Genomic DNA, 25,268 nt, shown 5'->3' with positions numbered 1-25,268 from the left:
TTCCCCCTTTGTGATATATATGCAGCAAACAGGTTATGTAATCCGGCATACCCCCTCTCGATGCTTGTCATTTCAGGTGTATAAATGGCAGGCGACGTAATGGCCGGGAGCGGCTTCTTCAAATGCCGGGATTTGTTCCTTACAGATCGGTTTGGCCATCGGGCACCGCGTGTGGAACACGCAGCCTTTCGGCGGGTTTGCCGGGCTCGGCAGTTCTCCTTTCAGGATGATTCGTTCCCGCTTGACGGCGTCTTTTTTTCTCGTGACGGGCACTGAAGATAACAGCGCTTGCGTATAGGGGTGAAGCGGATTGTCGTACAGCTCATGTTTATCGGTCAGCTCCATCATTTTCCCCAGATACATGACGCCGACTCTGTCACTGATATGGCGGACAACACTTAAATCATGGGATATAAACAAATAGGTCAGGTTGAATTCTTCCTGCAGTTCTTCCATCAGATTGATGACCTGAGCCTGAATGGAGACATCAAGCGCGGATACGGGTTCATCCGCAATAATCAGCTCGGGATTCAATGTTAAAGCCCGCGCAATCCCGATCCGCTGACGCTGCCCTCCGGAAAATTCATGCGGATAGCGGTTTGCAAAGCTCGGATGGAGACCGACTTTCGCCAGCAGCTCCTCTACTCTCTCGTTCCGCTCACGAATGCTGTACATATGGTGAGTCTGGTACGGTTCTTTAATAATGGAGCGCAGTGTTTTTCTCGGATTAAGCGATGCGAAGGGGTCCTGGAAGACCATCTGGATGTTTTTGCGGACGCTTTTTCTCAGCTTTTCTTCTGATAAGCCGGAAATATCCTGACCCTTAAAAAGAATCCGGCCGTCTGTCGGTTTGTATAAACGGATCATGGTCCTTCCCGCCGTTGATTTGCCGCATCCTGATTCACCGACGATGCCGAGCGTCTCGCCGCGCTTCAGTGAAAAAGAAACACCGTCGACAGCCTTTATGTCTCCGACTTTTCTTTGAAAAAAACCGGAACGGATCGGGAAATATTTTTTTACGTCTTTCAGCTCTAATATCGTTTCTTGGCTCACAGCTGTCATTTTGATTGGGCACCCTCTTCCTCATATAAAAAACACCTTACAGAACGGCCGCTTTCATGTGTTATCAGCTCAGGCTGCCCCGTTTTGCATTTGTCCATCGCCTTTGCACACCTCGGAGCGAATCGGCAGCCTTCCGGAAGATGATCCGGTGTCGGGACACTGCCTTTGATCGCTTTTAATGTATCAATCTCTCCGTCTATTACCGGTATGGAGTTTAACAGCCCTTCCGTGTACGGATGAAGGGGGTTTAAAAATAAGTCTTCCACGCTCGCGCTCTCAACGACTTGTCCGCAGTACATCACGATCACCCTGTCGGCGGCTTCGGAAACGACGCCTAAATCGTGAGTGATCAGCAGAATGGAAGTATCGAATTTTTTGCAGAGGTCTTTCATCAGCTCCAATACTTGGGCTTGTATCGTCACATCAAGCGCTGTCGTCGGTTCATCGGCTATCAGGAGCTTCGGGTTGCAGCTGAGCGCAATGGCGATCATCACCCTCTGTCTCATCCCCCCGGAAAGGCGGTGCGGATATTCTTTCATTACTTGTTCCGCTCTTGAGAATCCGACGAGCTTGAGAAGCTCAACGGCCTTATTCGCGGCTTCTTTTTTACTCATTTTTTTATGGTATTCAAGCACTTCGGTAATTTGTTCGCCGATGGTCAGCACCGGGTTTAGAGAAGTCATAGGTTCCTGAAAGATCATAGAGACGTCATTTCCGCGGATTTTGCAATATTCGTTTTCGGTGAAGGAGGCCAGGTCCCTGCCTTCCAGCTTAATCGAGCCGTCCACAATTTTCCCGCCCGAGCCTTGAACAAGTCCCATAATAGAAAGCGAGGTGATGCTTTTGCCCGAGCCGGATTCTCCTACAAGGGCGACGGTTTCGCCCTTGTTAATGTGAAAATCCACCCCGTCGACTGCGGGAATCGGCTGTTTCTTTCTGAAAAAATAGGTCTTTAAATTATTCACTTCTAATAGTGTGCTCATGATACGCCCCTTTCTCATTCCGCTGCAGCAGAGGGAAACATACGTTTCGCTATCACAAAATATAGAATAGTCAAAAATTTTATAGTTGTATATTATTACATCATTATTACAAAAGCAAGAATTTTTTAGGATAAATGTAATATCCTTAAATAATTACCATTCTTTTAATCTTTTAAAGCGTTGCTTCCAGAAAGGTTTTTGAAGGGATGGCCAATGCTTCTTTTACTGTTTTTTGATGATCGGTTAAATATTTTTTTACTATATTGAATCCGACGGCATAACCAAGCATTGAGGGGAAGTATCCTTTTCCGTATAAGAGCTGGGAAAACATTCTGCTGTCTCTCGTTAATCGGAGGTTCGGCTTGACTCTTTTTTCAAACAGAAAATTAAGCTGCTCAGACGTATAGTAGGACGTCCATTCCGCCGTAAGACTTGAGCCGAACCGCTCATATACAGCATATTCTGCCAGCCCCTCCATCATGATTGTATCAAGTAATGTCTCATCTTTTTCGTCCTTTGTCACATGTTCTAACCGGCAGACGTGATTATATTCATGTGTCATAAGGGCGGAAACAGCTGAATTGGAACTATCCGACGATAAGAAGAGAAACATTTTGTCCCGGAAAGCAAGACCGGATTTTGACCCGAATTCCAGACGGATTTTCCGGTTTCGTTCATCAACGGGCAAAACAACGATCGGCACGTCCGGCCCGTTCCACTTCTCCTTTAAATAAGCTTCCTCCTTTTGGATATGGCTGTAGCTTCCTCTTTCTTTCAGCCGTTTACTGGTCCTAACGCCGTCCTTCAGATGGCGGAACATTCCGTGGTTTTGCAGCATCCCGAGTATCGGCTTCCACTCTTTCTTTTCGGCCCCTGAAAAAAGCGGCAAAAGGTGCGGGGCCAAATCATTCATGGATGCCGCCTTTTCCATCCATTTATATGTCTGCTTGACGCTCATACCGGTTCGCCTCCTCTTGTTGTTATCATATGCACGCACAAAAAAAACCGGCCGCCTTTTTCAGGCAGCCGGTCAAAAAACTGTATTATTGATATTTTTTAAAGATCAAAGTGGCATTATGTCCGCCGAATCCGAGCGAGTTGCTGAGAACGATGTTAACATCCTGCTCGCGCGCTTTGTCCGGTACATAATCTAAATCACACTCTTCATCAGGTGTTTCGATGTTAATCGTCGGCGGGATAACGCTGTCTTTAATCGCCATGACGGAGAAGATGGCTTCAATTCCTCCGGCAGCGCCTAACAAATGGCCCGTCATTGATTTTGTCGAGCTGATGGCAAGCTTGTACGCATGATCGCCGAAAACGGTCTTAATGGCTTTTGTCTCGTATTTGTCATTGTAGTACGTGCTTGTGCCGTGAGCGTTAATGTAATCAATTTCTTCAGGCTTGATGCCCGCATCTTTGATTGCTTCTTGCATCGCTCTCGCACCGCCTTCCCCGTCTTGGGCAGGCGCGGTAATGTGGTAAGCATCACCCGTTGAGCCGTAACCGACAATTTCTCCGTAGATTTTCGCACCGCGGGCAAGCGCGTGCTCAAGCTCTTCAAGTACGACGATCCCCGCGCCTTCTCCCATGACAAAGCCGTCACGGTTTTTATCAAACGGGCGGCTTGCCGTTTTCGGATCAGGATTTGTAGAAAGGGCTTTGTTTGCGCTGAAGCCCGCAAATGACATTCTTGTCAGCGGCGCTTCCGTTCCGCCCGTAATCATCGCATCAGCATCGCCGCGCTGAATGACTTTAAACGCGTCACCGATAGAGTTTGTCCCCGTCGCACATGCCGTCACCGTACAGGAGTTAACTCCTTTTGCTCCGAGAGCGATTGAGATTTGGCCTGTCGCCATATCCGGAATCATCATCGGAACAAAGAACGGGCTGACCCGTCTCGGCCCTTTTGTCAGGAAGATTTCGAATTGGGATTCAAGCGTTTCAAGGCCGCCGATTCCGGAACCGACCCAAACGCCGACTCTTGGCGCGATCTCTTCTGTGATGTTCAGACCGGCATCTTCAACAGCCATTTTCGCGGCTACGACAGCATATTGCGTGAAGCGGTCCATTTTTCTCGCTTCTTTTTTATCCATGTAGTTTTCAATATTGAAATCTTTCAGTTCAGCAGCTACTTTCGCCGGATACTCGTCCGATTCCACACGTGTGATCGGTCCGACTCCGGATACGCCGCTAATTGCATTTTTCCAGCTTGTTTCGGCGTCGTTGCCAAGCGGAGACAAGGCTCCAAGTCCTGTAACGACTACTCTTTTTTTACTCATCATGTGTGCACCTCACCTTTTTTCTATCGTCCCCAGCGCACCGCTATGGCGCCCCATGTCAATCCTCCGCCGAAACCGACCATGACGATGACATCGCCGTCTTTAATTTTACCTGCTTCCAGTTCCTCTACTAATGAAATCGGAATGGATGCTGCGGATGTGTTTCCATATTTATGGACTGTTTTAGACATCTTTTCAACCGGAAGCTCCAAACGTTCCCGTGCCGCTTCCATAATGCGGATGTTTGCCTGATGGGGAATCAAAAAGTCTACGTCCTCTTTGGAAAGACCGGCTTTTTCAATGACATTTACACTTGATTCACCCATTTGCCGGACGGCGAATTTGAATACTTCTCTTCCATGCATGATTGTATGCCCTTTTTCATCTAAGTACAAGTGCTGACCGCCTGTACCGTCTGCTCCGAGCTCAAATGACAGTATGCCTCTGTCGTCGCTGACCGGTCCGATGACAGCCGCTCCGGCCCCGTCCCCGAACAGAACAGCCGTATTGCGGTCTTCCCAGTCAGTAATGCTTGAAAGCTTTTCGACTCCGACTACGAGAACATGTTTGTATGTTTGCGATTCAATGAATTGTTTGGCGGTTACGATACCGTACATAAAACCCGCACATGCGGCGCTGATATCCATCGCGCACGCTTTTTTGGCCCCGAGCTTTTCTTGTATCATACAGGATACAGTAGGGAAAGACTGGTCGGGAGTGACCGTCGCCACGAGGATCATATCAAGCTCCTCAGCGGAAACGCCCGCCTGATCAAGCGCTTTTTGCGCAGCCTCAGCGGCCATGCCGGATGAATACATATCTTCAGCGGCGATTCTTCTTTCTTCTATACCTGTTCTCGTACGAATCCACTCGTCCGATGTATCTACCATTTGTTCAAGATCATGATTTGTCAGCACTTTTTCCGGGATGTAACGGCCGACACCAAGAATTCCAGCTTTCATAGGAAATACTCCTTTTTATAATGAATTTAAAACTAATTAGTTATGATCAATTATTAGTATCAGGTACTAATTCTACCCTATTTTTTTTCTGTTGGCAATATATTCGTCTAAACTATCGGCTCCCGCTCCTCATAGAATATAAGGAAGATGAAAGGAGGCTTTATTATGGATATTTTCACTAAAATGATGTTCGGCAATTCCGGGGACCGGGATAAAGAACCGGAAGAAAACCCGGAGCAGCCTCAGGCAGAAAACGAAGAGCAGGAGATCGATTACAATCACGTCATGAATCAGCTCGGTTCCATCATGAACTCCCTGGATCAATTAAAGCCAGTATTTAAAGACCTTGGGCTTGGATCGATGGTATCCGCTATAAAGAAAAAAATCATGTGAAAAGCCACTTCATGAAAAAGTGGCTCTCTTTATTTATTCAGCTCTCCGGCATCAGATCTGCCAAGCTCATACGCTTCCGCCATGACCGATGTAAATAGATCCATAAACGGCTGAATCATTTCCATAGACAGATCAATGCCGGATTTCTCAAGCTCCGCCTTTGCTTCCGGCAGGTATTTCATTGCGATCTGCATAAATTCAAGAGACTTTTCATGCTGCATGTGTATCCACCTCTATTCATTTGACGGCAGTTCATTTGTTCGGTTATACGTTTTTACAAGGTCTGAGATTTTGTCTTGAAATGCTTTGTCCACCAGAGGGCTGAACGTCCCCATTTCAACGACTCCTTCCCTGAAATCGAAGTTGTGATCTCCGCTCTTGAGCGTGCCGTTATTATATTGCTCGGCGATTATTGTATAGGCTTTGTCTACATTTTGCACGGTGCTTGTCAGCACCGTGTTTTTGCCGAGGTTCGATTGCTCGGCGACATAGCCGATGGCGTAAAGCCCGTCTTTTTTAATTTGCTGAATGACAGGAACATTATACCCGTCTCCGGCCGGATATACAACATCCGTGCCTTCTTCTTTTAACTTCTTATAAAGATGCAGTGCTTCATTGCCGTTATCCCAATGGTCCGTAAATTCAGTATTGACGGTGATATCGGGCTTTTCATATTTTGCCCCTTTAATAAAGCCGTCTACCTCAGGCTGCCATAAAAACGAGGCGATGACGCCGACCTCATTGGTTTTTGACATATGGGCGGCCGTCATTCCCCCAAAAAAGCCCATCGCTTCTCCCATAAGATGAACGCTTGTGACATTATCGTTTTTCGCCGTTCCGTTTGCGACGACGAATTCCATGTCGGGATAATCCTTACTGATCATATTGAAGATTTCCTCGTATTCATTTCCGTGCCCGTATAAAAGATTGACTCCTTTTTTATGCAAATCATCTATCGCTTTTAAAATATCTTCATCAGATCTGATATTTTCTTTATAATAAACGTCAACGTTAAATTCAGATTGTATCGCTAATAAACCTTTGTAACCTTTTGTGCCCCATACCAGGTCACTGATGGTATCGGGAAAAAGCATTCCGACCTTCTCAATTTTCCCTTTAAACGGAGTTTGTGCGCATCCGCTCAATAAAAGGAGGACAGAAAAGACCATGACAAGCCTGGTGATCAAGCCGTGTTCAACCCCTTTTTTACTCATAACATGTATAATTGATATACATTTATTGTAGCGGTAATGCACATAACATGGAAGGTATTTCTTAAAAATTGTCGAATGTTGATGAAAGTTGTCTTTTCCACTCTTGAATTTTTTCTTCCGCTTCTGTTTTTTGCGTTTTTTCTATTATTTCCAGGGTAATAACCTGATTTTCGTCCTCTGTGCCGTCCGCCTGAAGCTTATTCATCAGACCGCAGACTGCGTCTTCTAAAAAGACCCTGCTTTCACCATCTTCTTTCGCTTCCGTCCACGGGCCGTAAAGCGGCGGAAGAATAATCGTTTTAACCGTGTCCCGCTGGCCGTTTTTTTCCCAGTCTCCGTGATCCTCGTTGTAAACAATCCAATATAAAGCCTCCGTTCTGTCTTCAGGCAGACATCCGCTCCCGTATTGAACGCAGATTCGATCGTATTCCTTATCACCGATTTCATCTATGATTTGAAAAAGCCCGTTTCTCCCGAGCCACATTAAACGTTCTTCTAAATACAGCTGCCTCGTTTTGTCCTCCGGCTCATCCAAAATGACATCAACATGCACACCTTCATCCATCATCCGTTCGCATAATGAAAGGCCGAGAAATTCATCTGCTCCAATGATCAGCGCTGTCTTCATCACATCTGCCGCCTTTCCGGTTTTTCATTCACGTACAAGCCAAACAGCCCTCTGAAAAGAGATGGCTGTTGTATTCTATTCATTACAGGTCTTTTTCATGACTGCGGAAAAAGCGGCAGATGGCTCTGTACATCCGCGCCGGATTCTCAAGCATGTGGTACGTGATATCAGTCTTGCATCCGGTCTTTTCCCGGGCTTCTTTATATGCGTTCGCATGCAGGGTATACGGATACGGCGCTCCGGTCGTTCTTTGCCATATATGTACCGGCACGCTGGTGCGGCAGCCGGTGATGGTCTGATAGGTCAGCGAGCTTGCCTCTTTTTCAGAAACACCGAAGCTTTGAGCCGTTTCTCTCAGAAACTGCTTATAAAAAAACTTATTTTCTTTCTCTGATTCAAAATGGGCTTGAAGGTCAAGACAAGGATCTAACATTGCTGCTGAACGGATATGCTCCGGCGAAGATTGCAGCAGTTGATCGGCGATGAGAGCGCCCATGCCTTCTGCAAGCAAGTGTATCTTCGGGTTGAGGGTTTCTTGTTTCAGCACATAATGAATCAGCTGCCTGGCGTAAGCGGCGGCTTTTTCCGATCCCCAGTGCCTGCCGTATAAATTGCTGTTGAAGATTGTATAACCTCTGTCACGCAGCGTATTTAACAGCTGGTTTCTCCCTTCATGTTCGAGCCAAAAGCTTGAATCCCCGCTGACAAAGTGAGTTCTGTCCCCAAGAATAAAGATACAGAAGCCGTTCGGCCGATACGGCAGATGGATGACGTTCAGCTCAGATCCGAGTTGGAAAAATCTTTCCGTTATCCCCATGCCTTTCCGCCTCCTTTTACTCCTAGTTTCTCTATTGGCTATCATATGTAAGAAGAATGAAAACGGATCAGTTAAACCCCTAGTTGCTTCTATGTTTTGGCTATTATACCGGTGCGGGGACCGTATTTTCTGTCAGACGGCCGGACAGGCGGGAAAAAGTCAGTTTTAGGGCGGGGCTTTTTGATGCGAAATTGACCTTCCGCCCGCGCCTTATGTATGGTATGATACAACGTAGAATAAAATGAAGGACGAGGTGGAAACGTGCGGTTAGTTATCGGTTTTATTTGGACGTTCCTTTTAACACATATGGCCTGTTATTTGATCGCCTCCATGAACAGCGCGGCATACAACTTCAAGCAATCATCCGTTATCGCCGTGGTTATCGCGGTGCTTGTGTTTGTTCTTGCGGAAGTCATGCCTGTCAAACAGGATGCAAGCCAGCATTAATTAAAAAAACCTGCTATTCAGCAGGTTTTTTTGTGTTCACGGTTTTCGTTGATATGTCCATAATCTGTTGTGATTTGAAGTCTCAGGAAACATTTCTCCCGCTGTAAGCTTGATTTTTTGCGGATTTTTGACCATACTTCCCGTTTCGCCTATTTCAACGTACACACCGTTATTCGGCGCTTTTTGTCCCGGTCGGAATTGATGCTGCTGTCCCACGTCATTTCCTCCTTTTTCTTTTTCATGTAGTATGCGCTTGTATACGGGAAAATATTAAAAAACCGCTGAATGAGGCTCAGCGGTTTTTTTGTTCATCCTGTTTGTAAAGAAGAGCTTTCAAGAGCGCTTTTTGCGCGTGAAGCCGGTTTTCCGCCTGCTGGAATACCGCAGAGTTCGGGCCGTCAATTATCTCGGACGTGACCTCTTCCTCCCGATGCGCGGGCAGACAGTGCAAAAAGGTATAGTCAGGTTTGGCGAGACTGACGAGTGAGGCGTTGACTTGGTACGGGGCAAACACGTTCAGCCGCTGCTGCATCTCTTCTTCCTGCCCCATGCTCGTAAAGACGTCGGAGTAAATCACGTCTGCATCCTGCACCGCTTCCTGCGGATTTTCGGTAAGGATGATCTCCGCTCCGGAAACAGCCGCAGCTTCTTTTGCGGCATTTACCGCCTCTTCCTCTACTTCATAGCCTTTCGGCGAAGCAATCGCAATGTCACAGCCCATTTTTGCGCAGCCGATCATAAGTGAATGCGCCACATTATTTCCGTCACCGATATAGGCGACTTTTACTCCTTTCAGCTCTCCTTTTATTTCTTGTATCGTTAACAGATCCGCGAGTGCCTGACACGGGTGGTACCGGTCGGTCAGCCCGTTTATGACGGGAATGTGTGCATGCTCGGCAAGTTCCTCGACTTTTTTATGCTCAAAGGTGCGGATCATAATGGCATCAACGAATCCGGACAGCACCTTCGCCGTATCCGCGACCGTCTCTCCCCGTCCAAGCTGCAGGTCGCTGCTTGAAAGAAATAGTCCTGTTCCTCCGAGCTGAGCCATGCCCGCTTCAAACGATACACGCGTGCGGGTTGAAGATTTTTCAAAAATCATCGCCAATGTTTTTCCTTGAAAAATCGGCTGTATCGGATGCTGTTTTAATAATGAAGCTTCTGTCAGAAGCCCGTTAATGTCAGAAGGGCTGAAATCCTTCAAGGAAAGAAAATCTTTGCCGTACAAATGGGTTAAAGTATGTTCCGCTTTTACTGTGTGCATGATGCCACATCCTTTTGATAAAGATCTTTAAGCGATACAGGCTGAGGTTTGCCGGAGCCGCTTGCTAAAAATGCCTTTGCGGTTTCCGGTTCAGTAAAGACCGTCACGCCATGCGTCATGGCTTCAATCCGCTGTTTGCGCGCTTCTTCAGAATGATTGAAATTAATATGGACCGCTTTATCCTTCCGATCCGCCCAGGCCTCAAAAGAGTCTTTGCACACGGTGAATCCCGCCGCTTGAGCCTGCCGTGCCAGTTCCTCATCTCCGCCTTCCAGATAGACGCTTCCTTTTTTCTCCCAGACATGCGCGTAGATTTTTTTCAGGGCGCTTTCTGCGTCAAAGGCGACACACATCCCTTCTCCTGTCGACTTCATTTCCGGTCCCGGCTTTACGTCAACATCCTGAATGGCGTGAGAAGAAAATACCGGGAATTTCACAGCCGTTCCATGCTGATTTTGAACCTCGGGCTTAAGGTCTTTCAGGGAAGCTCCGGCCAGCAGTCTGGCGGCAAGCGGGATCATCGGCACTCCCATCACCTTAGACACGACAGGAACGGTGCGGCTTGCCCGCGGATTCACTTCAAGAACGAGAATATCCCCTTTGTCATCAATGACAAACTGAATGTTCATAATGCCTTTGAAACCCAGTTTTACCGCAATTTTTTCGGCAGCCTTTTTTATTTCCCGCTGCATATCAAGTGTGACGGACGGACCCGGCAGAATCGCAAAACTGTCGCCTGAATGGATACCGGCCCGTTCAATGTGTTCTGTGTAAGTCGGAACGAATACTTCATGTCCGTCGGAAATCAGATCGATCTCCAATTCTTTTCCTGTAATGTACTGGTCGATCAAAATCGGATACGGCATGCCCGCTTCTTTTTCCAGCAGGTCTGACAGTTGCGCTTCTGAATCCACGATGATCATGCCCATCCCCCCGATGACATAAGACGGACGGATCAGCACGGGATACCCGATGCGGCTTGCTTTTTCCGCGGCTTCTTCTTTCGTATAAGCCGTTTCCCCTTTGGCATGTTTCAGATCAAGCTCATCAAGCAGCCGATAAAACAGATCCCGATCCTCCAGCGCATCCAGGGTTCTAAAGGATGTTCCGAGCAGCTTAATGCCCGCTTTTTCCAATGATTCAGCGGCATTGATAGCGGTCTGTCCCCCAAACTGGACGATGGCAAAATCAATGTTTTCATGCTCCGCCACGTTTAAAATATGCTCTGATGTCAGCGGTTCAAAATAGAGCCTGTCGGCAATTTCGTAATCGGTGCTTACCGTTTCCGGATTGTTATTGATCATAATCGTTTCATAGCCCAGCTTTTGCAGGGTCAGGACGCCGTGGACTGCGCTGTAGTCAAATTCCACTCCCTGACCGATACGGATCGGGCCTGATCCTATGATGAGCGCCCGTTTTTTCTCTTTTCGGCTGATATCTCCATCGCTTTCTCCGAGATAGGTGGAGTAGAAATAATTGGTCTTGGCATCAAATTCAGCGGCGCATGTATCTACGATTTTAAACGACGGGACGATATCTGCTTTCTTTCTGAGAGCGCGGATGTCTTCTTCCGTTTTTCCCGTAAGAGACGCGATCATGACGTCCGTGAAGCCTTTTACCTTCGCCTGCTTTAAAAGCGGGACAGACAGATGATCTCCTTCTTCCATCAGCTTGTTTTCCAATGTGATGATATTTCGGAATACATGAAGGAAAAACGGGTCAATTTTCGTTTTAGAATGAATGTCTTCTATCGTTACACCGCGGCTTAACAGTTCCATGACAACGAAGAATCTCCGGTCATCCGGTGTTACCGCTAAGTCCCACAGCTGACTGACCGTAAAGCCGCCGAGTTCAGGAAGGCGGGTGCCGATCGTTTTCAGCTCAAGGGAGGCGGCCGCTTTTTGAATGGCTGCTTCCATGTTTCTTTCGATCGCCATGACCTCTCCCGTCGCTTTCATCTTCGTTCCGAGTGTGCGGTCGGCATGTTTAAATTTATCAAACGGCCAGCGCGGGAACTTGACGATGACATAATCCAGCGCCGGTTCAAAGCTTGCATAAGTAGAGCCCGTCAGCGGATTTTTCAGTTCATCAAGCGTATAGCCGACGGCAAGTTTCGCCGCCATTTTGGCAATCGGATAGCCGGTCGCTTTTGATGCGAGAGCTGAAGAGCGGCTGACACGCGGGTTCACTTCAATGACATAGTACTGTTTGCTGAACGGATCCAGCGCAAATTGAATGTTGCAGCCGCCGACCACATCCAGTGCTGAAATAATCGCCAAACTTGCCGAACGCAGCATCTGATATTCTTCATCCGTTAACGTCTGGGACGGCGCGACTACGATCGAGTCTCCTGTATGCACGCCGACGGGATCAATGTTTTCCATGTTGCAGACGGTGATGCATGTATGATTTCTGTCACGCATGACCTCATATTCGATTTCTTTAAAACCGGCGATGCTTTTTTCGACGAGGCATTGGCTGATCGGGCTTGCCAACAGCGCCTGTTTAATCAGCGTTTGAAATGCTTCTTTCGTTTTCGCGATTCCGCCTCCCTTTCCGCCTAACGTATACGCCGGTCTCAGAATAACCGGAAATCCGATAGACTCAGCGAAGCGGAGGGCATCTTCTTCGTTGTCGACGATTTCGCTTTCCGGAACGGGCTGGTCGAGCTCCTTCATCAGGGCCCGGAACCGCTCCCGGTCTTCGCCTTTTTGAATGGTCTCCACTGATGTTCCTAAAAGCTTGACATTATGCTTCTTCAGCACGCCTGCTTCTTCAAGCTTAACAGCTAAATTCAACGCCGTCTGGCCACCCAAATTGGCAAGGAGGCCGTCCGGTTTTTCTTTTTCAATGATGGCTTCGATGCTTTCGGTCGTGAGCGGTTCAAAATAAATTTCATCAGCAAACGCCTCATCCGTCATAATTGTTGCCGGATTGTTGTTGACGAGAATAACACGGTATCCTTCTTCTTTCAGAGCCATGCATCCCTGCGTTCCTGAATAATCAAATTCAGCCGCCTGGCCGATGATGATCGGGCCTGAGCCGATGACTAATATGCTGGAAATGGTTGTATCTTTAGGCATGAGCGATTTCTCTCCTTGCTGGTATCACTTTCTCTAGAAATTCATCAAATATCCACTCGCTCTCAGCCGGTCCGGGATGAGCTTCAGGGTGGAACTGTACGCTTATTACGGGAAGGCGGTTGTGAATGAGTCCTTCCACTGATGTGTCATTGACATGATGGAATCTGATCGACAGCTCATTTTGGTCAATTGATGCTTCATCGACGACGTAGCTGTGGTTCTGGCTTGTCATAAACACCCGTTTCGTTTTCCGGTCAATAACGGGATGGTTGGCTCCCCTGTGCCCGAACGGCAGTTTATACGTATTCCCTCCGAAAGCGAGGGCAATCAGCTGATGTCCGAGACAAATGCCGAGTGCGGGGAAAGCATTCAGTAAAGCCTTAATCCGGTCCATGTACGGAGCAATCGCTTTCGGGTCCCCAGGTCCGTTTGAAAGCACGATTCCGTCAGGCCGAATATCATAAACGGCGTTCATCTGGTGATACGGAACGACCGTTACTTTACAGCCGCGCTTTACAAGCGACGAAGCGATTGATTTTTTATAGCCGAAATCAATTAGCGCAATATGCCGGTCTCCGTCTCCCATAGAGGTGATCTCTTCGGCCTGCGCCAGCTCAGCCGGGTTTTCTGTTCCGGATGCCGCCGGAACTTCTTCTGTTGTTGACACGGCAGCATTCATCGTGCCGCCGGAGCGGATGGTTTTGACGACGGCCCGTGTGTCCACTTCAGTTAAAAGCGGGATGTTCCATTTATTTAAATACTCTCTCAAACTTGAGACTGCTTCATGGTGAGAAAAATGTTCACACGCTTCATACACGACAACGGCCTTGACTTGAGGAATCTTACTCTCAAGGTCTTTTTCATTAATTCCGTAGTTTCCGATCAGCGGATACGTAAAAACAATGATCTGGCCCTTATATGACGGGTCCGTAAGCACTTCCTGATAACCCGTCATTCCGGTGAAAAAAACCGCTTCGCCAACACAGCATGCTTCTTTTTCAAGATCACCGCCAAATGATGTTCCGTCTTCCAATACTAAATAGCCTTTCATCTAAAGCCCACCTTTTGATGAATAATTAATTAAAAACATGAATTTTTATACCTTTATAGCAAAAAAAAATTATCGTTTCACTGCGGTATGCGCTTCTATCGCTGCTTTCAGCATACTGACGGCCGAGAGCATTTCCTCTTCAGAAACCGTAAGCGGCGGGAGCAGCCTGATGACATTCGGTCCGGCCGGAAGCACGAGAAGCCCGCGTTCCTGCAAGTCTCCGATAATGCCGGAAACGGAACCTGCGCATTCAATACCGATTAATAGCCCTTTTCCGCGGATATCTTTTACAAAAGGCCCTGTCAGCTCACTTTTCAGCCGGTCTTTTAAAAAAGAGCCTTTGCCGGCCGCAGCCTGGAGAAAGTCCGGCTGAAACACAATGTCCAAGGTTGCATTCACGGCTGCCATGGCAAGCTTATTGCCGCCGAAAGTCGTACCATGCGTACCCGGCGTGAAGGCTTCGCCAAGCTTCTTTTTGCCGATCACGGCCCCGACGGGAAAACCGTTTCCAAGCCCTTTCGCAACGGTGATGATGTCCGGAGAAATGCCGAAATGCTCATAGCCGAATGCTTTCCCCGTCCGGCCGATTCCGGTTTGAATCTCGTCTATGATAATCAGCGTCTGCCTGTCTTTGCAAAACGTCTGTAAGGCTGCGATGAATTCCGGGTCGGCGGGATGGACTCCCCCTTCTCCCTGCACCGTCTCAAGCATGACGGCGGCGATATCATCCTCTTTTGAAAGCGTGCTGAATGCTGACGGATCATTAAACGGAAGATAGTGAAATCCTTGGAGCATCGGTCCGAAACCGGCTTTGATTTTGTCTTGTCCGGTGGCGGCCATTCCCGCATATGTCCGTCCGTGAAAGGATTGCCGGAATGTCACGATTTTTGTTTTTCCCGTTGCTTTACGGGCAAGCTTAATGGCGCCTTCATTCGCTTCAGCCCCGCTGTTGCAGAAGAAAACAAGGTCCCCCGCGCTATGTTCGGCAAGCTTTGCCGCGGCTTTTTCCTGAAGGTCATTTTCAAACAGATTGGAAACGTGCCATACGCTGTCAAGCTGTTCTTTGACCGCTTCTGTCACCGCATCATGACAATGGCCGAGATTGGAAACGGCGATGCCCTGAATAAAATCCAGATACGTTTTTCCGTTTACATCCTCTGCGATTGTCCCTTTCGCTTTTTTGATATCGATAGGCCAGCGGCTGTAGGTTTGAAATAAGCTGCTCATGACACGCTCTCCTTTTCCTTGACGATTTTTGTTCCTTGGAAGGCTTGATCGGTGAAAAAAGCTCCTTTTCCGTTTACGATCATGACTTCCGCGACATCTTCACTCAGTGCCGATAATGCCGACTTCACCTTCGGAATCATCCCTCCCGAAATGACACCGCCATCGATGAGGGTCTGAATCTCCCGCGGCGTCAACGTCTCCAGCCGGTTCTCTCCATCCATAATTCCTTCGACATCCGTGACAAATAAAAGTTTATCGGCTTGTAAGGCTGAAGCGACGGCCGAAGCTGCTGCGTCTGCGTTGACGTTCAGCGTTTCGAAATCACTTGTCATGGAAAGCGGAGCGATAACGGGTATGATGCCTTCTTTCATTAGTGCTTGAATAATGGACGGATCGGTTTTTTGGATTTCACCGACTTCTCCGTATTTGTCTTGATCAAGATAGGATGCTTGAAGGAGACCGCCGTCCTTTCCTGAGATTCCCGCAGCTTTCAGCCCGTTTTTCGCGAGTTCGGTTACGAAAAATTTATTGACCGTTCCTGACAAGACCATTTCGGCTGTTTCCAGCACCGGTTTGGTCGTTTTCCGCTGCCCATCGACAAATTCCGTTTCAATTTGCAATGTTTTCAGCATTTGTGAAATTTCCGGACCGCCGCCATGCACGACGGCAATATTCCAGCCCGATTGCATAAGCTCTTTTACATTTTGAAAAAAAGCGGCGGATAACTCGCGGATCACGCTGCCGCCGCACTTAAAAACAATGGTTTTCTTCATGCCGCTCCCCTTTGTTATGTGCGATAGCTCGCATTGATTTTGATATAGTCATAGGTTAAGTCACAGCCCCATGCCCGGCCGCTGCCGGCGCCTTCTTGCAGGCGGACTGCGATCGTAATTTCATCACCTGATAAGTACTCCTTGGCGTCAGTCTCTGAAAACGGCTGAGGTTCGTTGTGTTTAAACAGACACTGACCGCCGAGGAAAACTTCCACTTGTTCGGCCGTTACGCTTGCCGCACTGTGCCCGATTGCGCCGACGATGCGACCCCAGTTGGCATCAGTGCCGTAAACGGCGGTTTTCACAAGGCTTGAACCGACGATTTTTTTGGCGATGATATTCGCTTCAAGATTATTTTTCGCGCCTTCGACTTTGGCTTCAATTAATTTCGTCGCTCCTTCACCGTCTCTGGCAATATCTTTGGCAAGGTCTTCGCATACAAGCTTCAGCCCCTTTTTAAAAGCCGGCCAGTCGGAATGCTGCTCCGTCAGGCAATCATTCCCGGCGCAGCCATTCGCCATCACGAGCACCATGTCATTCGTCGATGTTTCTCCGTCAACGGTGATTTGGTTAAATGAAACATCCGTGATCTCTCTAAGCGCGTTTTTAAGCGCCTGCTCTTCCACGGCTGCATCCGTTGTGACAAAGCCGAGCATTGTCGCCATGTTGGGGTGGATCATGCCGGAGCCTTTCGCCGCTCCGCCGATCGTGATGATGTCTTCGCCGATCACCAGTTCATAACACGTCTGTTTCGTCACCGTATCCGTCGTCAAAATGGCTTCTTCAAAAGCTCCGGACACTGCAGGCGCTTGACCGAGCTGCTCAATGCCCGCCTGAATTTTTTCCATGTCTAACAGCTCGCCGATCACCCCGGTTGATGAAACCGCAACAAGCTCCGGCTCAATCCCGAGCTGGCTTGCGAAGCCGTCCCGCATTTCATAAGCGTCCTTTAAACCTTGGTCTCCCGTACAAGCGTTGGCAATCGCGCTGTTGACAATAACCGCCTGAAGCACGGCCTCTTTTTTCAAGCTCTCTTGCGTCACTTTCAAGGGTGCTGCCTGAAAATGGCTCTGCGTATATACCGCTGCACTGACTGCAGGCGTCTCGCTGATAATCGCCCCGAGATCTTTTTTTGAATAGCGCAGCCCGCAGTGGACGCCCTTTGCCTCAAACCCTTTCGGCGAAGATACGCCGCCTTTGATTTTCGTGATTTTCTCACTCAGCTGAATCATATTTTTGAATCCCTCTTTCGTTCTATGGATAGACTGGCGTCATCATAAGTCCCGTTTCTTCCTGCCAGCCATTCATGATATTTAAATTTTGAACCGCCTGCCCGGCGGCGCCTTTCATCAGATTATCTATGACAGAAACGATGGTCACGCGGTTTGTTCGTTCATCCACAGTGACACTGATGTCACAAAAGTTGCTGCCGTACACTTCTTTCGTCGCCGGGAATTCACCTTCCGGCCTAATTCTCACAAAATATGAATCTTTGTAAAATTCGGAATAAAACTCTCTTAATTGTGCAGAAGACATTCCCGGAGGGGCGTCGGTATACATCGTCGCCATAATGCCCCTTGTCATCGGCGCCAAATGAGCGGAAAACGTGATCGGACCTGTGCCGGGCTGCCATGCCGCCAATTGCTGTTCAATTTCCGGAGTGTGCTGATGCTCATTAACCTTATAAATTTTGAAATTATCATTCAGCTCAGAATAATGAGTGCCCATGGAAGCTTTTCGGCCGGCGCCGGATACGCCTGTCTTCGCATCAACAATCAGAAATGAATCTTGTAAAAGCTTATTTTTCGCCAGCGGAGCGAGCCCGAGAAGCACAGCCGTCGGAAAACACCCCGGATTGGCAATCAGCTTTGCATTCTGAATTTCTTCTTTTTGCAGTTCGGCTAAACCGTAAACCGCGTTTTGAATCGTTTCTTCCGGAGCGGCCTGCCGCTTATACCACTTTTCATACACGGCCGGGTTTTGAATCCGCAGATCGCCGGAAAGATCAATGACCGGAATGCCTGCCTCCGCCAGCTTCGGCGACCACTCTCCGGAAACGCCGGGCGGCGCGGCTATGAACATCACATCAATTTCGTTGCGAATCGTTTCTATATGAAGCGGCTGAAGTGATTGCGGCGCTATATTTCTCAAATGCGGATATGAAGCATCATATGCCTTTCCTTCATCGCTCGATGAATATAATATACAATTATCTGTATAAGGGTGATGGTTAAGAATCCTGACAAGTTCGGCGCCTCCATAGCCAGTTGCGCCTATAATACCAATTTTCAACGGGTTCACCTTCTTGGTTTTTGTGAAATTATTTAACATTATAACATGAATAAAAATTAATTCAATTGTATATTTAATATTTTTTATTCATTTTCCATCTGTTTTTGCCGACAAAAAAACAGGCTGATTCAATCAGCCTGTTTTCTTCAGCATCATCAGCCCGCTTATAAAAAACAGCACAGAGCTTGCGTAAAAAATAATGTGAACCGTAAAGAAGTCAGCGAGAAAGCCGCCCAGAATGATGGCGGCAGCGGAAAATACGGCCGTCCAAAAATGGTAGCTGCCGACTTTTTTCCCCCGCTCCCCGCCGTCGGTGTAATCGGCGATCACTATTTTTTCGCCGTGTTTTTGCATGGCGCCGAACAGGCCCAAAAGCACCTGTACAACATAAACCTGGTGCACACCGGTGATGTACGGGAGCGTCAGGAGAAGCACCGCCATGCCCCACGAATTCGCCATAAGGAACCAGCGGGGATCAAGTCTTGCCGACAGCCGGCCGAGCAGCGGATGAATCAAAGCGCCGCTCAGGCCGAACAAGCCGTATGAGAGACCGAATTGCGTGTAGCTGGAACCGATGTTTTTAATAAATAAAATATAAAAAGGAAAGATCAAGCTGCCGGCAAAAAAGACACTGCTCTGAGACAGGATCAGCCATTTTAAATGATTGTGTTTCATGATTTGTACCTCTGATAAAAATAATTCATAAACAAGTCATCCGGATCATACTTGCGCTTTTTCTGAAAGAACATGTCGGTCTTCGGATACGCCTCGCGCATCTGCTCTTTCGTTTGGTACAGCATATACGGCAGATAATAGCTGCCGCCGTGGCGCAATGCCGTGTCCGTCATTTTTCTGACGATCCGCGCCGCACTCGCCTGGCTGTCTTTTGAAAATCCTTCATTGATTAATAGAACGAGCGAAAACATATCATCCTTTGCATATGACAGGTCGGCTTTTTCATTTTTTTGCACGTAGCGGATCGTAATATTTACGAGATTGAGATCTTCGTGTGACAGCGCCGTGCGCAAATCATGAATGTACGGCGCAAATTCGCCGACGGGCACGAAGTATTCCTGAAGCACGTCGGTGTTGTCCGTGTTTTCATATTCCAAAAATTTCGATTCTGACCTCATGACATTATTCCTGGAGATTTTCACGCCGTTTTGGCTGAGAAAATAAGACTGCTGGGCCGACCAGAGCCAATTTCTTCCCCAGTCATACCGGCGGGAGAGGCCGAGCGCGAATTTCGTCAGCGCCGGATGCTCATCTTCTTTCAGGTCATTGTGCTGCTTTAATTCAGTCTGATTGTCTGAGAGCGTGTAATCAGTCACATACATATCGCGCAAAAAGCCTTTATCCCCTGTTGTGATCCGCGCAAGATGCATGCGCACGGCAGGATTGTGCTGTACATGCCGGGTAAAATATTGACTGTATGTATCAGCGTTCATGCGTTTCGTTTTCATTTCGTACAGCTCATCATCTGTCAGCTCAATATCTGCGTCAAGAATCACACCGAACAGGCCGTACCCGCCGATGACGGCTGAAAACAGGTCATCTTTCGGGGTGACCGTAACGATTTTGCCGTCCGCCTTTAAAAGATGAAACGATTTAACCGTATCAATCAGCGAGCCGTACCGGATATCCCGGCCGTGAGCGTTGGCGCTCAGTGAGCCGCCGATCGTAAAAATGTTTTGCGACTGCATGACCTTTACCGCGAGCCCGTACGGATTGACATACCGCTGAATATCATTCCACGTCGCCCCCGCCTGCACTCTGATGATTTTTTTCTTTCGGTCGAGACCGAGTATTTTGTTGTACCCCGTCATGTCGAGAACGATACCGTCTTCATAATACGTCTGGCCGCCCATTGAATGCTGGGCGCCTGCGATCGAAATCTTCAGATGCTTTCTCTTTGCTTCCTTAATCGTTTCGACCAATGTTTCTTTCTCTTTTCCTTTGACCGTCTGCTTAATTTTCACGGGCATGAGACGGCTGACATCCGTCATTGTTCCCGCCTGCTGATGCCGCTCTTTGTGGAAGACAGAAACAGCGAACAGCGCCGTATAAACTAGGATGCTAAGGATAATGAGAAGTATTTTTTTCTTCATATGTTCCTCCCTCGCGTGCAGCCGGTCTATTATATCACGACTTCCGCCCTCTTTTTTCCTTTTTATCCCGATACCGAAAAAAACCCCGAATGCTGGAACACTCGGAGTTTTTTAGTGATTTGCCCTTTTTTCCGCACGCCGGCCTGCAGCGACCGCCGAAAATTTTTTTAGTGGGTATATACTCTTTATATATAATAAACATGTTAAATGAGGTGGGAACGTGAACATAAAAGGAATCAATCATCTTCTTTTTTCTGTTTCAAATTTGGAAAAATCCATAGAATTTTATGAAAAAGTATTTCATGCACAGCTCCTGGTTAAAGGGCAAAAAACAGCATATTTTGATCTGAATGGGCTTTGGCTTGCGCTGAACTTAGAGGCAGATATTCCAAGAAATGAAATACATAAATCCTACACACATACGGCTTTTTCAATTGATCCAAGCGATTTTGATGCAATACATCAAAGGTTAGAAAATCTAAATGTAAATATATTAAACGGACGGCCCAGAGATCAGCAGGATCAAAAATCAATTTATTTTACTGATCCCGATGGACATAAATTTGAATTCCATACAGGCACACTCCAAGACAGATTGTCTTATTACAAAAAAGATAAACCCCATATGACGTTTTATATATAAAGGTTTTATGCAGACAAAAGAAAAGCACCTCCAAACTTTAGGGTGTACCTAAAATCCGGGGTGCATTTTCTTATTACTGAATCCCTAATGCGATTTTCGCGTAGCGTGACATTTTGTCTCTCGTCCACGGCGGATTCCAGACGATGTGGACCTCGGTCTCTTTTACATCCGGAATGTCGGCGAGCGCTTTTTTCACCTCGTCGACGATGATCGGAGCGAGCGGGCACCCCATTGATGTCAGTGTCATTGTAACGTGTGTCAGGCCGTCGTCATCCATATCGACGTCGTATACGAGGCCGAGGTTGACGATATCGACGCCGAGCTCAGGGTCAACGACCTGCTCCAAGGCGCCCATGATGTTTTCTTTTAATGCTTCTTCCACGTTCCATCACTCCTTTTTCCTCAGTATAACGTAAAAACGGCTTTTGTTAACACCTTTGTGCTTTATAAATGCTTATCGAACCAGGCGACTGTTTCTAAAACGGCGTATCTCGGGACTTTATGATCAGCCCGTTCGTCTTTCAGAAACTGAAGATGCTCCGGCCGGCTGCTGTAATGCGATTTAATCGACTCATAAAAGCCTCGGGTCGGTGCATACGGTACGACTTTGTCCTGAACGCCGTGCCAGAACAACAGCGGGCGGCTGCGGAGTTTTTCCGGTTCCAGACTGAGATCAAACGGTTTGAGCCGCGTAAACAGTTCATCGACCTGTTCTTTTGTGACGTCAATGTCGATATTCTGCTTTTGAATGTGGTCAATCTGCTGCTGAAAAAATGCCGTGTAGTTCGGGCTTCCCATCAGACTGACCCCGGCTTTGACCCAATCATACGCAGCCATCGCGCCGAATGTCGTTATCCCGCCCATTGACGTGCCCGCAAGACCGATCCGCCCGTCTTCAATCAGACCGCGCGTTTCAAAATCCTTTTTCAGCACGTCAAGCTCCTCGATTTCATTTAATACAATGTCCCAAAAATGGACGGCGAGCTCTTCCGCTGACAGCTGTTCAGCGCGTTCACCGTGATAAAGAGCTTCCGGCAGCACGGCTCTGAAGCCCTTTTCAGCAAGCAGGTAAGCGAAATGAAGATTATGTTCCTTCGCGCTTGTAAAACCGTGAATAAAGAAAACAAGGGGAGCGGGACGGTCCCGATTTTCTTCTTTTACAATATGTAAAAACGGAATGCCTGATACGGTTTGATGATCAATAAGAATCACGTGACTCCCTCCTTAGGATAACCATAATCATAAGTGTAACATGTAGACAATAAAGATGGTAAAAAGCTACACTGTACATAAGATAAAAACAGCAAATCATATGACAAAAGGAGTTATTTATGGAAACAAAACCTTATCTCATCGCCTTAGATCTGGATGGAACATTATTAAAAGATGATAAAACCATTTCCCCTGAAACGGCACGGACGATTCAGACGCTGAAAGAAGCGGGCCATCATGTCTGCATCTCAACCGGCCGCCCTTTCCGTTCCAGTTCGATGTATTATGACGAGCTTGGGCTGACGACGCCGATTGTCAATTTTAACGGGGCGTTTGTCCACCATCCGAAAGACGAGTCATGGGGACGCTACCATACGTCTTTATCTGTCGATGTGGTCAGACAGCTTGCCGAACTTACAGAAACCTATCAAATACATAATGTGCTCGCTGAGGTCATTGATGATGTGTATTTTCATTATCATGATGAGCATTTAATCGAGGCGTTTCATATGAATACGGCGAATGTCACGTTCGGTGATCTGCGTGAAACGGTCAAAGAGGATGTGACGTCCGTATTGATTCACGCGAAGGAAGAGGACGTGGCGGACATACGCGCGCATTTATCCGATGTGCACGCCGAGGTCATTGACCACAGAAGATGGGCAGCTCCGTGGCATGTGATTGAAATTATTAAACACGGGATGAATAAAGCGGTCGGATTGAAGAAAATCAGCGACTATTACCAAGTGCCGAGAGAACGGATCATCGCGTTCGGCGACGAAGACAACGATCTTGAAATGCTTCGGTTCGCCGGGTGCGGCGTCGCGATGGGAAACGGCACGGATGAAGTCAAACAGGCTGCTGACCGCGTCACGGGTTCAAATGAAGCGGACGGAATCGCCGGGTTTTTAAAATCCTATTTCTCCCTATGAGATTTTCCCGCTCATAACCCGAAGCCTTCCGCCCATACTAAAACAGACGACTCATCTCGTCTAAATATGGAAGGGGGACATTGCAATGGGTAAACGAAACAAATCAAAACGGTTTATTCAGCAAGGCAAGGACTCTGTCAGTCTTCATGACGCAAGATTTCCATATCGGTCTACATTAGAAGAAGCACAGCATGATGCAGCAAAAGACGCAGCCGAAAGACAGGTTGACTTTTAATGAGAAACGAACTGTTCTCTCAAGCCAAGTCATTTGTCCAGCAGGCTGTCATGATTGCTAATGGTTTCGAAGACGGCGACCGAGAAAAAGCTGTCTCACGCGCCAAAAATGCCGTGTCTTCCGCGTACGCCAATTCGACGGATGCAGAACGTCAGCAGCTGCACCAATTTCAGGATCAGCTGGAGAAATTGCAATAAAAAAAGGCGCCCCGTCTGGACGAGGGCGCCGCTTTTTTATTTTACTTCAAATGTTTTTACCGTTTTCAGTCTTTTTCCGATCTGATCGGACTTTCCTAAAAACGTCACGGTGACCGTGTATGTCCCCGGTCCGGACGCGTTTTTCCACACATCTGAAAAGTCATACGTTTCATTCGGCATTAAGGTCATGGTCTGAAACGCCTGGGTAAACATTCTGTCTTTTGAATAGCGGTACAGTTCTTTGTTCTGTTGATCATGTACGGTCAATTCGAATTTCTGCCCTGAGCTGAATGTGAAATCAATCGGACTTTCGCTTTTGTTTTTTAAAGACATTTGAAATTCGATCTGCTGATCCGTCTGCACAGGATTTACGGCTAATTCCGCTTGCTGTTCATTCATCTCTCCGGATACCTCCTCAGCGGGCTCCTTCTGCCCGGATTGACTGCTGCACCCGATCAGTAAAATGACCGGTAATAACAGGCCAAACAGCCACTTCATTCTATCCGCTCCTATCAGTCTTTTCTGAAGAAACCAAAGATCCCCGTCGTTTGCACGATGTTTGTGAAGGCTTTCGGGTCGACCTCTTTCACGATTTTCTCAAGATCATACAATTCGTACCGCGTGATGACGATAATCATCATTTCTTTCTGTTCGTTTGTGTAAGCGCCTTTTGCCGGCACCGTCGTAATGCCGCGGACCATTTTTCCGTAAATCGCTTCTTTGATTTCATCGGCTTTTTTCGTAACGATCATAGCGGTCAGTTTCATGTGGCGGGTATGAATGGCGTCAATCACCCTTGTTGTGACATAAAGAGCGACAAGGGTATATAATGCTTTCTCCCATCCTTGCAATAATCCTGCCGTCAAAATGATAATCCCGTTCAAAATGAAGAAATACGTGCCGACCGGTTTATCCTTCCATTTGGCCAGCACCATCGACACGATATCAAGACCCCCTGTAGACGCGCCGAATTTCAGCGTTAAACCGATGCCGATGGCTGAGATGACTCCTCCGAATACGGTATTCAGGAGAATATCGTGCGACAGTCTCATTTCCGGGAGAATTCCCATAAAGACGGACGTCAGCGCTACACTTAATATGCTGTATACAGTGAATGATCTGCCGACTTTCAGCCACCCTAACACACCGATGGGAATGTTTAAGAGGAACATGAGAACTCCTGTCGAAATATAAAAAGGGGCGTATTGATCAACGACGCTTGACAGCAGCTGGGCGACACCGGTAAAACCGCTGGCATATACATTCGCCGGTATCAGAAATAAATTCAGCCCCGCCGCATATAGAAACGCGCCGATGACGACGATTGCTAATTTTTTTACTTGTTCAAGTACCATGGCTTGCTCCTCCGCTCATTTTCATTATTAGCTTTTCCCTTAAAACAAAGTTTTGAACACTATTTTGCCACATTTATATGATATAGTTGGCATCACTCTCACCAAATG

29 protein-coding genes are annotated in these 25,268 nt (G+C 47.5%); 6 read left to right on the top strand and 23 right to left on the bottom strand.

Annotated elements, in window-relative coordinates; all coding sequences use genetic code 11:
• Positions 1-72: 72 nt before the first annotated feature.
• The 5 genes from AADZ70_RS01300 to AADZ70_RS01280 all read right to left on the bottom strand — a co-directional run bounded on the left by AADZ70_RS01300 (position 73) and on the right by AADZ70_RS01280 (position 5,289).
• Positions 73-1,062: a dipeptide ABC transporter ATP-binding protein gene (locus AADZ70_RS01300; RefSeq protein WP_188153899.1), complete on the bottom strand. Its 990-nt coding sequence runs from the start codon at positions 1,060-1,062 to the stop codon at positions 73-75.
• Positions 1,059-2,045 carry an ABC transporter ATP-binding protein gene (locus tag AADZ70_RS01295; protein WP_016938243.1) on the bottom strand — a complete coding sequence of 329 codons (987 nt, stop codon included), beginning with the start codon at positions 2,043-2,045 and terminating at the stop codon, positions 1,059-1,061. The genes AADZ70_RS01300 and AADZ70_RS01295 overlap by 4 nt, the downstream gene beginning before the upstream one ends.
• Before the next feature lie 172 nt (positions 2,046-2,217).
• Complete coding sequence (locus tag AADZ70_RS01290) at positions 2,218-3,003, bottom strand: DUF2268 domain-containing protein (protein ID WP_342007581.1); 786 nt, start codon at positions 3,001-3,003, stop codon at positions 2,218-2,220.
• Positions 3,004-3,088: 85 nt separating this feature from the next.
• A complete protein-coding gene (gene fabF / locus AADZ70_RS01285; protein ID WP_029575326.1) occupies positions 3,089-4,327 on the bottom strand; it encodes a beta-ketoacyl-ACP synthase II in 1,239 nt (412 codons plus the stop codon).
• A gap of 23 nt (positions 4,328-4,350) precedes the next feature.
• Entirely contained in the window at positions 4,351-5,289 is a 939-nt protein-coding gene (locus tag AADZ70_RS01280; protein WP_342007580.1) for a beta-ketoacyl-ACP synthase III, read from the bottom strand.
• A gap of 165 nt (positions 5,290-5,454) precedes the next feature.
• Between AADZ70_RS01280 and AADZ70_RS01275 the strand changes: the two genes are divergently transcribed.
• Complete coding sequence (locus AADZ70_RS01275; protein ID WP_264819968.1) at positions 5,455-5,682, top strand: hypothetical protein; 228 nt, start codon at positions 5,455-5,457, stop codon at positions 5,680-5,682.
• Between the two features lie 29 nt (positions 5,683-5,711).
• On the opposite strand, the gene AADZ70_RS01270 is transcribed toward AADZ70_RS01275, so the two are convergent.
• From AADZ70_RS01270 to AADZ70_RS01255, 4 genes are all read right to left on the bottom strand, one after another.
• Positions 5,712-5,903 carry a ComZ family protein gene (locus AADZ70_RS01270; RefSeq protein WP_003155061.1) on the bottom strand — a complete coding sequence of 64 codons (192 nt, stop codon included), beginning with the start codon at positions 5,901-5,903 and terminating at the stop codon, positions 5,712-5,714.
• Between the two features lie 12 nt (positions 5,904-5,915).
• A complete protein-coding gene (locus AADZ70_RS01265; protein ID WP_264819967.1) occupies positions 5,916-6,869 on the bottom strand; it encodes a BMP family ABC transporter substrate-binding protein in 954 nt (317 codons plus the stop codon).
• 88 nt (positions 6,870-6,957) lie between these two features.
• Positions 6,958-7,524, bottom strand: a complete 567-nt coding sequence (locus AADZ70_RS01260) for a hypothetical protein (protein ID WP_342007579.1) — start codon at positions 7,522-7,524, stop codon at positions 6,958-6,960.
• A gap of 82 nt (positions 7,525-7,606) precedes the next feature.
• Complete coding sequence (locus tag AADZ70_RS01255; RefSeq protein WP_342007578.1) at positions 7,607-8,341, bottom strand: hypothetical protein; 735 nt, start codon at positions 8,339-8,341, stop codon at positions 7,607-7,609.
• Between the two features lie 261 nt (positions 8,342-8,602).
• Between AADZ70_RS01255 and AADZ70_RS01250 the strand changes: the two genes are divergently transcribed.
• Positions 8,603-8,788, top strand: a complete 186-nt coding sequence (locus AADZ70_RS01250; protein ID WP_016938251.1) for a YjzD family protein — start codon at positions 8,603-8,605, stop codon at positions 8,786-8,788.
• 36 nt (positions 8,789-8,824) lie between these two features.
• Here AADZ70_RS01250 and AADZ70_RS01245 read toward each other — a convergent pair whose 3' ends face one another.
• From AADZ70_RS01245 to AADZ70_RS01200, 10 genes are all read right to left on the bottom strand, one after another.
• A complete protein-coding gene (locus AADZ70_RS01245) occupies positions 8,825-9,004 on the bottom strand; it encodes a YjzC family protein (RefSeq protein ID WP_016938252.1) in 180 nt (59 codons plus the stop codon).
• A gap of 76 nt (positions 9,005-9,080) precedes the next feature.
• Positions 9,081-10,052: an ornithine carbamoyltransferase gene (gene argF, locus AADZ70_RS01240; protein WP_342007577.1), complete on the bottom strand. Its 972-nt coding sequence runs from the start codon at positions 10,050-10,052 to the stop codon at positions 9,081-9,083.
• Positions 10,040-13,135: a carbamoyl phosphate synthase large subunit gene (locus AADZ70_RS01235; protein ID WP_342007576.1), complete on the bottom strand. Its 3,096-nt coding sequence runs from the start codon at positions 13,133-13,135 to the stop codon at positions 10,040-10,042. Before AADZ70_RS01235 ends, argF begins: the two co-directional genes overlap by 13 nt.
• A complete protein-coding gene (locus AADZ70_RS01230; RefSeq protein WP_342007575.1) occupies positions 13,128-14,186 on the bottom strand; it encodes a carbamoyl phosphate synthase small subunit in 1,059 nt (352 codons plus the stop codon). The genes AADZ70_RS01235 and AADZ70_RS01230 overlap by 8 nt, the downstream gene beginning before the upstream one ends.
• A 69-nt stretch (positions 14,187-14,255) precedes the next feature.
• Positions 14,256-15,413 (bottom strand): acetylornithine transaminase, encoded by a 1,158-nt coding sequence (locus AADZ70_RS01225; RefSeq protein WP_342007574.1) that lies wholly within the window; start codon positions 15,411-15,413, stop codon positions 14,256-14,258.
• Positions 15,410-16,186: an acetylglutamate kinase gene (argB, locus tag AADZ70_RS01220; protein ID WP_016938257.1), complete on the bottom strand. Its 777-nt coding sequence runs from the start codon at positions 16,184-16,186 to the stop codon at positions 15,410-15,412. The genes AADZ70_RS01225 and argB overlap by 4 nt, the downstream gene beginning before the upstream one ends.
• Before the next feature lie 14 nt (positions 16,187-16,200).
• Positions 16,201-17,418, bottom strand: coding sequence for a bifunctional ornithine acetyltransferase/N-acetylglutamate synthase (gene argJ / locus AADZ70_RS01215; protein WP_342007573.1), 1,218 nt, complete (start codon positions 17,416-17,418; stop codon positions 16,201-16,203).
• A 22-nt stretch (positions 17,419-17,440) separates the two neighbouring features.
• Positions 17,441-18,478, bottom strand: a complete 1,038-nt coding sequence (gene argC / locus AADZ70_RS01210) for an N-acetyl-gamma-glutamyl-phosphate reductase (RefSeq protein WP_095240957.1) — start codon at positions 18,476-18,478, stop codon at positions 17,441-17,443.
• A gap of 132 nt (positions 18,479-18,610) precedes the next feature.
• Positions 18,611-19,153 carry an MFS transporter gene (locus AADZ70_RS01205; protein WP_198698672.1) on the bottom strand — a complete coding sequence of 181 codons (543 nt, stop codon included), beginning with the start codon at positions 19,151-19,153 and terminating at the stop codon, positions 18,611-18,613.
• Positions 19,150-20,586, bottom strand: a complete 1,437-nt coding sequence (locus tag AADZ70_RS01200) for an FAD-binding oxidoreductase (RefSeq protein WP_342007572.1) — start codon at positions 20,584-20,586, stop codon at positions 19,150-19,152. Before AADZ70_RS01200 ends, AADZ70_RS01205 begins: the two co-directional genes overlap by 4 nt.
• A 220-nt stretch (positions 20,587-20,806) precedes the next feature.
• Between AADZ70_RS01200 and fosM the strand changes: the two genes are divergently transcribed.
• Complete coding sequence (fosM, locus tag AADZ70_RS01195) at positions 20,807-21,229, top strand: FosM family fosfomycin resistance protein (RefSeq protein WP_016938262.1); 423 nt, start codon at positions 20,807-20,809, stop codon at positions 21,227-21,229.
• A 73-nt stretch (positions 21,230-21,302) separates the two neighbouring features.
• On the opposite strand, the gene AADZ70_RS01190 is transcribed toward fosM, so the two are convergent.
• A complete protein-coding gene (locus AADZ70_RS01190) occupies positions 21,303-21,611 on the bottom strand; it encodes a metal-sulfur cluster assembly factor (RefSeq protein WP_003155088.1) in 309 nt (102 codons plus the stop codon).
• Positions 21,612-21,673: 62 nt separating this feature from the next.
• Complete coding sequence (locus AADZ70_RS01185) at positions 21,674-22,441, bottom strand: prolyl oligopeptidase family serine peptidase (RefSeq protein WP_342007571.1); 768 nt, start codon at positions 22,439-22,441, stop codon at positions 21,674-21,676.
• Positions 22,442-22,560: 119 nt separating this feature from the next.
• Here AADZ70_RS01185 and AADZ70_RS01180 point away from each other — a divergent pair, with 119 nt between their 5' ends.
• The 3 genes from AADZ70_RS01180 to AADZ70_RS01170 all read left to right on the top strand — a co-directional run bounded on the left by AADZ70_RS01180 (position 22,561) and on the right by AADZ70_RS01170 (position 23,805).
• On the top strand, positions 22,561-23,373 hold the full coding sequence (locus tag AADZ70_RS01180; protein WP_045925313.1) for a Cof-type HAD-IIB family hydrolase: 813 nt from the start codon (positions 22,561-22,563) through the stop codon (positions 23,371-23,373).
• Positions 23,374-23,458: 85 nt separating this feature from the next.
• Complete coding sequence (locus AADZ70_RS01175) at positions 23,459-23,608, top strand: hypothetical protein (RefSeq protein ID WP_016938265.1); 150 nt, start codon at positions 23,459-23,461, stop codon at positions 23,606-23,608.
• Entirely contained in the window at positions 23,608-23,805 is a 198-nt protein-coding gene (locus tag AADZ70_RS01170) for a DUF3813 domain-containing protein (protein WP_013351795.1), read from the top strand. Before AADZ70_RS01175 ends, AADZ70_RS01170 begins: the two co-directional genes overlap by 1 nt.
• Before the next feature lie 36 nt (positions 23,806-23,841).
• On the opposite strand, the gene AADZ70_RS01165 is transcribed toward AADZ70_RS01170, so the two are convergent.
• Both AADZ70_RS01165 and AADZ70_RS01160 read right to left on the bottom strand, forming a co-directional pair.
• The gene (locus tag AADZ70_RS01165; protein ID WP_016938266.1) at positions 23,842-24,303 is read right to left on the bottom strand and encodes a BsuPI-related putative proteinase inhibitor; all 462 of its coding nucleotides are present in this window, start codon (positions 24,301-24,303) and stop codon (positions 23,842-23,844) included.
• Between the two features lie 14 nt (positions 24,304-24,317).
• Positions 24,318-25,160, bottom strand: coding sequence for a YitT family protein (locus AADZ70_RS01160; protein WP_003155101.1), 843 nt, complete (start codon positions 25,158-25,160; stop codon positions 24,318-24,320).
• Positions 25,161-25,268: the final 108 nt, after the last annotated feature.

This window comes from Bacillus sp. YBsi01, from assembly GCF_038406745.1.
GTDB lineage: Bacteria > Bacillota > Bacilli > Bacillales > Bacillaceae > Bacillus > Bacillus siamensis.
The sequence above is the reverse complement of the archived record's forward strand: the minus strand, read 5'-3'. Positions and strand labels throughout refer to the sequence as shown.

Excerpts from the sequence above, each read along its gene's own strand:
- AADZ70_RS01300 (WP_188153899.1), bottom strand. The coding sequence starts at position 1,062 with ATGACAGCTGTGAGCCAAGAAACGATATTAGAGCTGAAAGACGTAAAA.
- AADZ70_RS01295 (WP_016938243.1), bottom strand. The coding sequence starts at position 2,045 with ATGAGCACACTATTAGAAGTGAATAATTTAAAGACCTATTTTTTCAGA.
- AADZ70_RS01290 (WP_342007581.1), bottom strand. The coding sequence starts at position 3,003 with ATGAGCGTCAAGCAGACATATAAATGGATGGAAAAGGCGGCATCCATG.
- fabF (WP_029575326.1), bottom strand. The coding sequence starts at position 4,327 with ATGAGTAAAAAAAGAGTAGTCGTTACAGGACTTGGAGCCTTGTCTCCG.
- AADZ70_RS01280 (WP_342007580.1), bottom strand. The coding sequence starts at position 5,289 with ATGAAAGCTGGAATTCTTGGTGTCGGCCGTTACATCCCGGAAAAAGTG.
- AADZ70_RS01275 (WP_264819968.1), top strand. The coding sequence starts at position 5,455 with ATGGATATTTTCACTAAAATGATGTTCGGCAATTCCGGGGACCGGGAT.
- AADZ70_RS01270 (WP_003155061.1), bottom strand. The coding sequence starts at position 5,903 with ATGCAGCATGAAAAGTCTCTTGAATTTATGCAGATCGCAATGAAATAC.
- AADZ70_RS01260 (WP_342007579.1), bottom strand. The coding sequence starts at position 7,524 with ATGAAGACAGCGCTGATCATTGGAGCAGATGAATTTCTCGGCCTTTCA.
- AADZ70_RS01255 (WP_342007578.1), bottom strand. The coding sequence starts at position 8,341 with ATGGGGATAACGGAAAGATTTTTCCAACTCGGATCTGAGCTGAACGTC.
- argF (WP_342007577.1), bottom strand. The coding sequence starts at position 10,052 with ATGCACACAGTAAAAGCGGAACATACTTTAACCCATTTGTACGGCAAA.
- AADZ70_RS01235 (WP_342007576.1), bottom strand. The coding sequence starts at position 13,135 with ATGCCTAAAGATACAACCATTTCCAGCATATTAGTCATCGGCTCAGGC.
- AADZ70_RS01230 (WP_342007575.1), bottom strand. The coding sequence starts at position 14,186 with ATGAAAGGCTATTTAGTATTGGAAGACGGAACATCATTTGGCGGTGAT.
- AADZ70_RS01225 (WP_342007574.1), bottom strand. The coding sequence starts at position 15,413 with ATGAGCAGCTTATTTCAAACCTACAGCCGCTGGCCTATCGATATCAAA.
- argB (WP_016938257.1), bottom strand. The coding sequence starts at position 16,186 with ATGAAGAAAACCATTGTTTTTAAGTGCGGCGGCAGCGTGATCCGCGAG.
- argJ (WP_342007573.1), bottom strand. The coding sequence starts at position 17,418 with ATGATTCAGCTGAGTGAGAAAATCACGAAAATCAAAGGCGGCGTATCT.
- AADZ70_RS01205 (WP_198698672.1), bottom strand. The coding sequence starts at position 19,153 with ATGAAACACAATCATTTAAAATGGCTGATCCTGTCTCAGAGCAGTGTC.
- AADZ70_RS01200 (WP_342007572.1), bottom strand. The coding sequence starts at position 20,586 with ATGAAGAAAAAAATACTTCTCATTATCCTTAGCATCCTAGTTTATACG.
- AADZ70_RS01180 (WP_045925313.1), top strand. The coding sequence starts at position 22,561 with ATGGAAACAAAACCTTATCTCATCGCCTTAGATCTGGATGGAACATTA.
- AADZ70_RS01175 (WP_016938265.1), top strand. The coding sequence starts at position 23,459 with ATGGGTAAACGAAACAAATCAAAACGGTTTATTCAGCAAGGCAAGGAC.
- AADZ70_RS01170 (WP_013351795.1), top strand. The coding sequence starts at position 23,608 with ATGAGAAACGAACTGTTCTCTCAAGCCAAGTCATTTGTCCAGCAGGCT.
- AADZ70_RS01165 (WP_016938266.1), bottom strand. The coding sequence starts at position 24,303 with ATGAAGTGGCTGTTTGGCCTGTTATTACCGGTCATTTTACTGATCGGG.
- AADZ70_RS01160 (WP_003155101.1), bottom strand. The coding sequence starts at position 25,160 with ATGGTACTTGAACAAGTAAAAAAATTAGCAATCGTCGTCATCGGCGCG.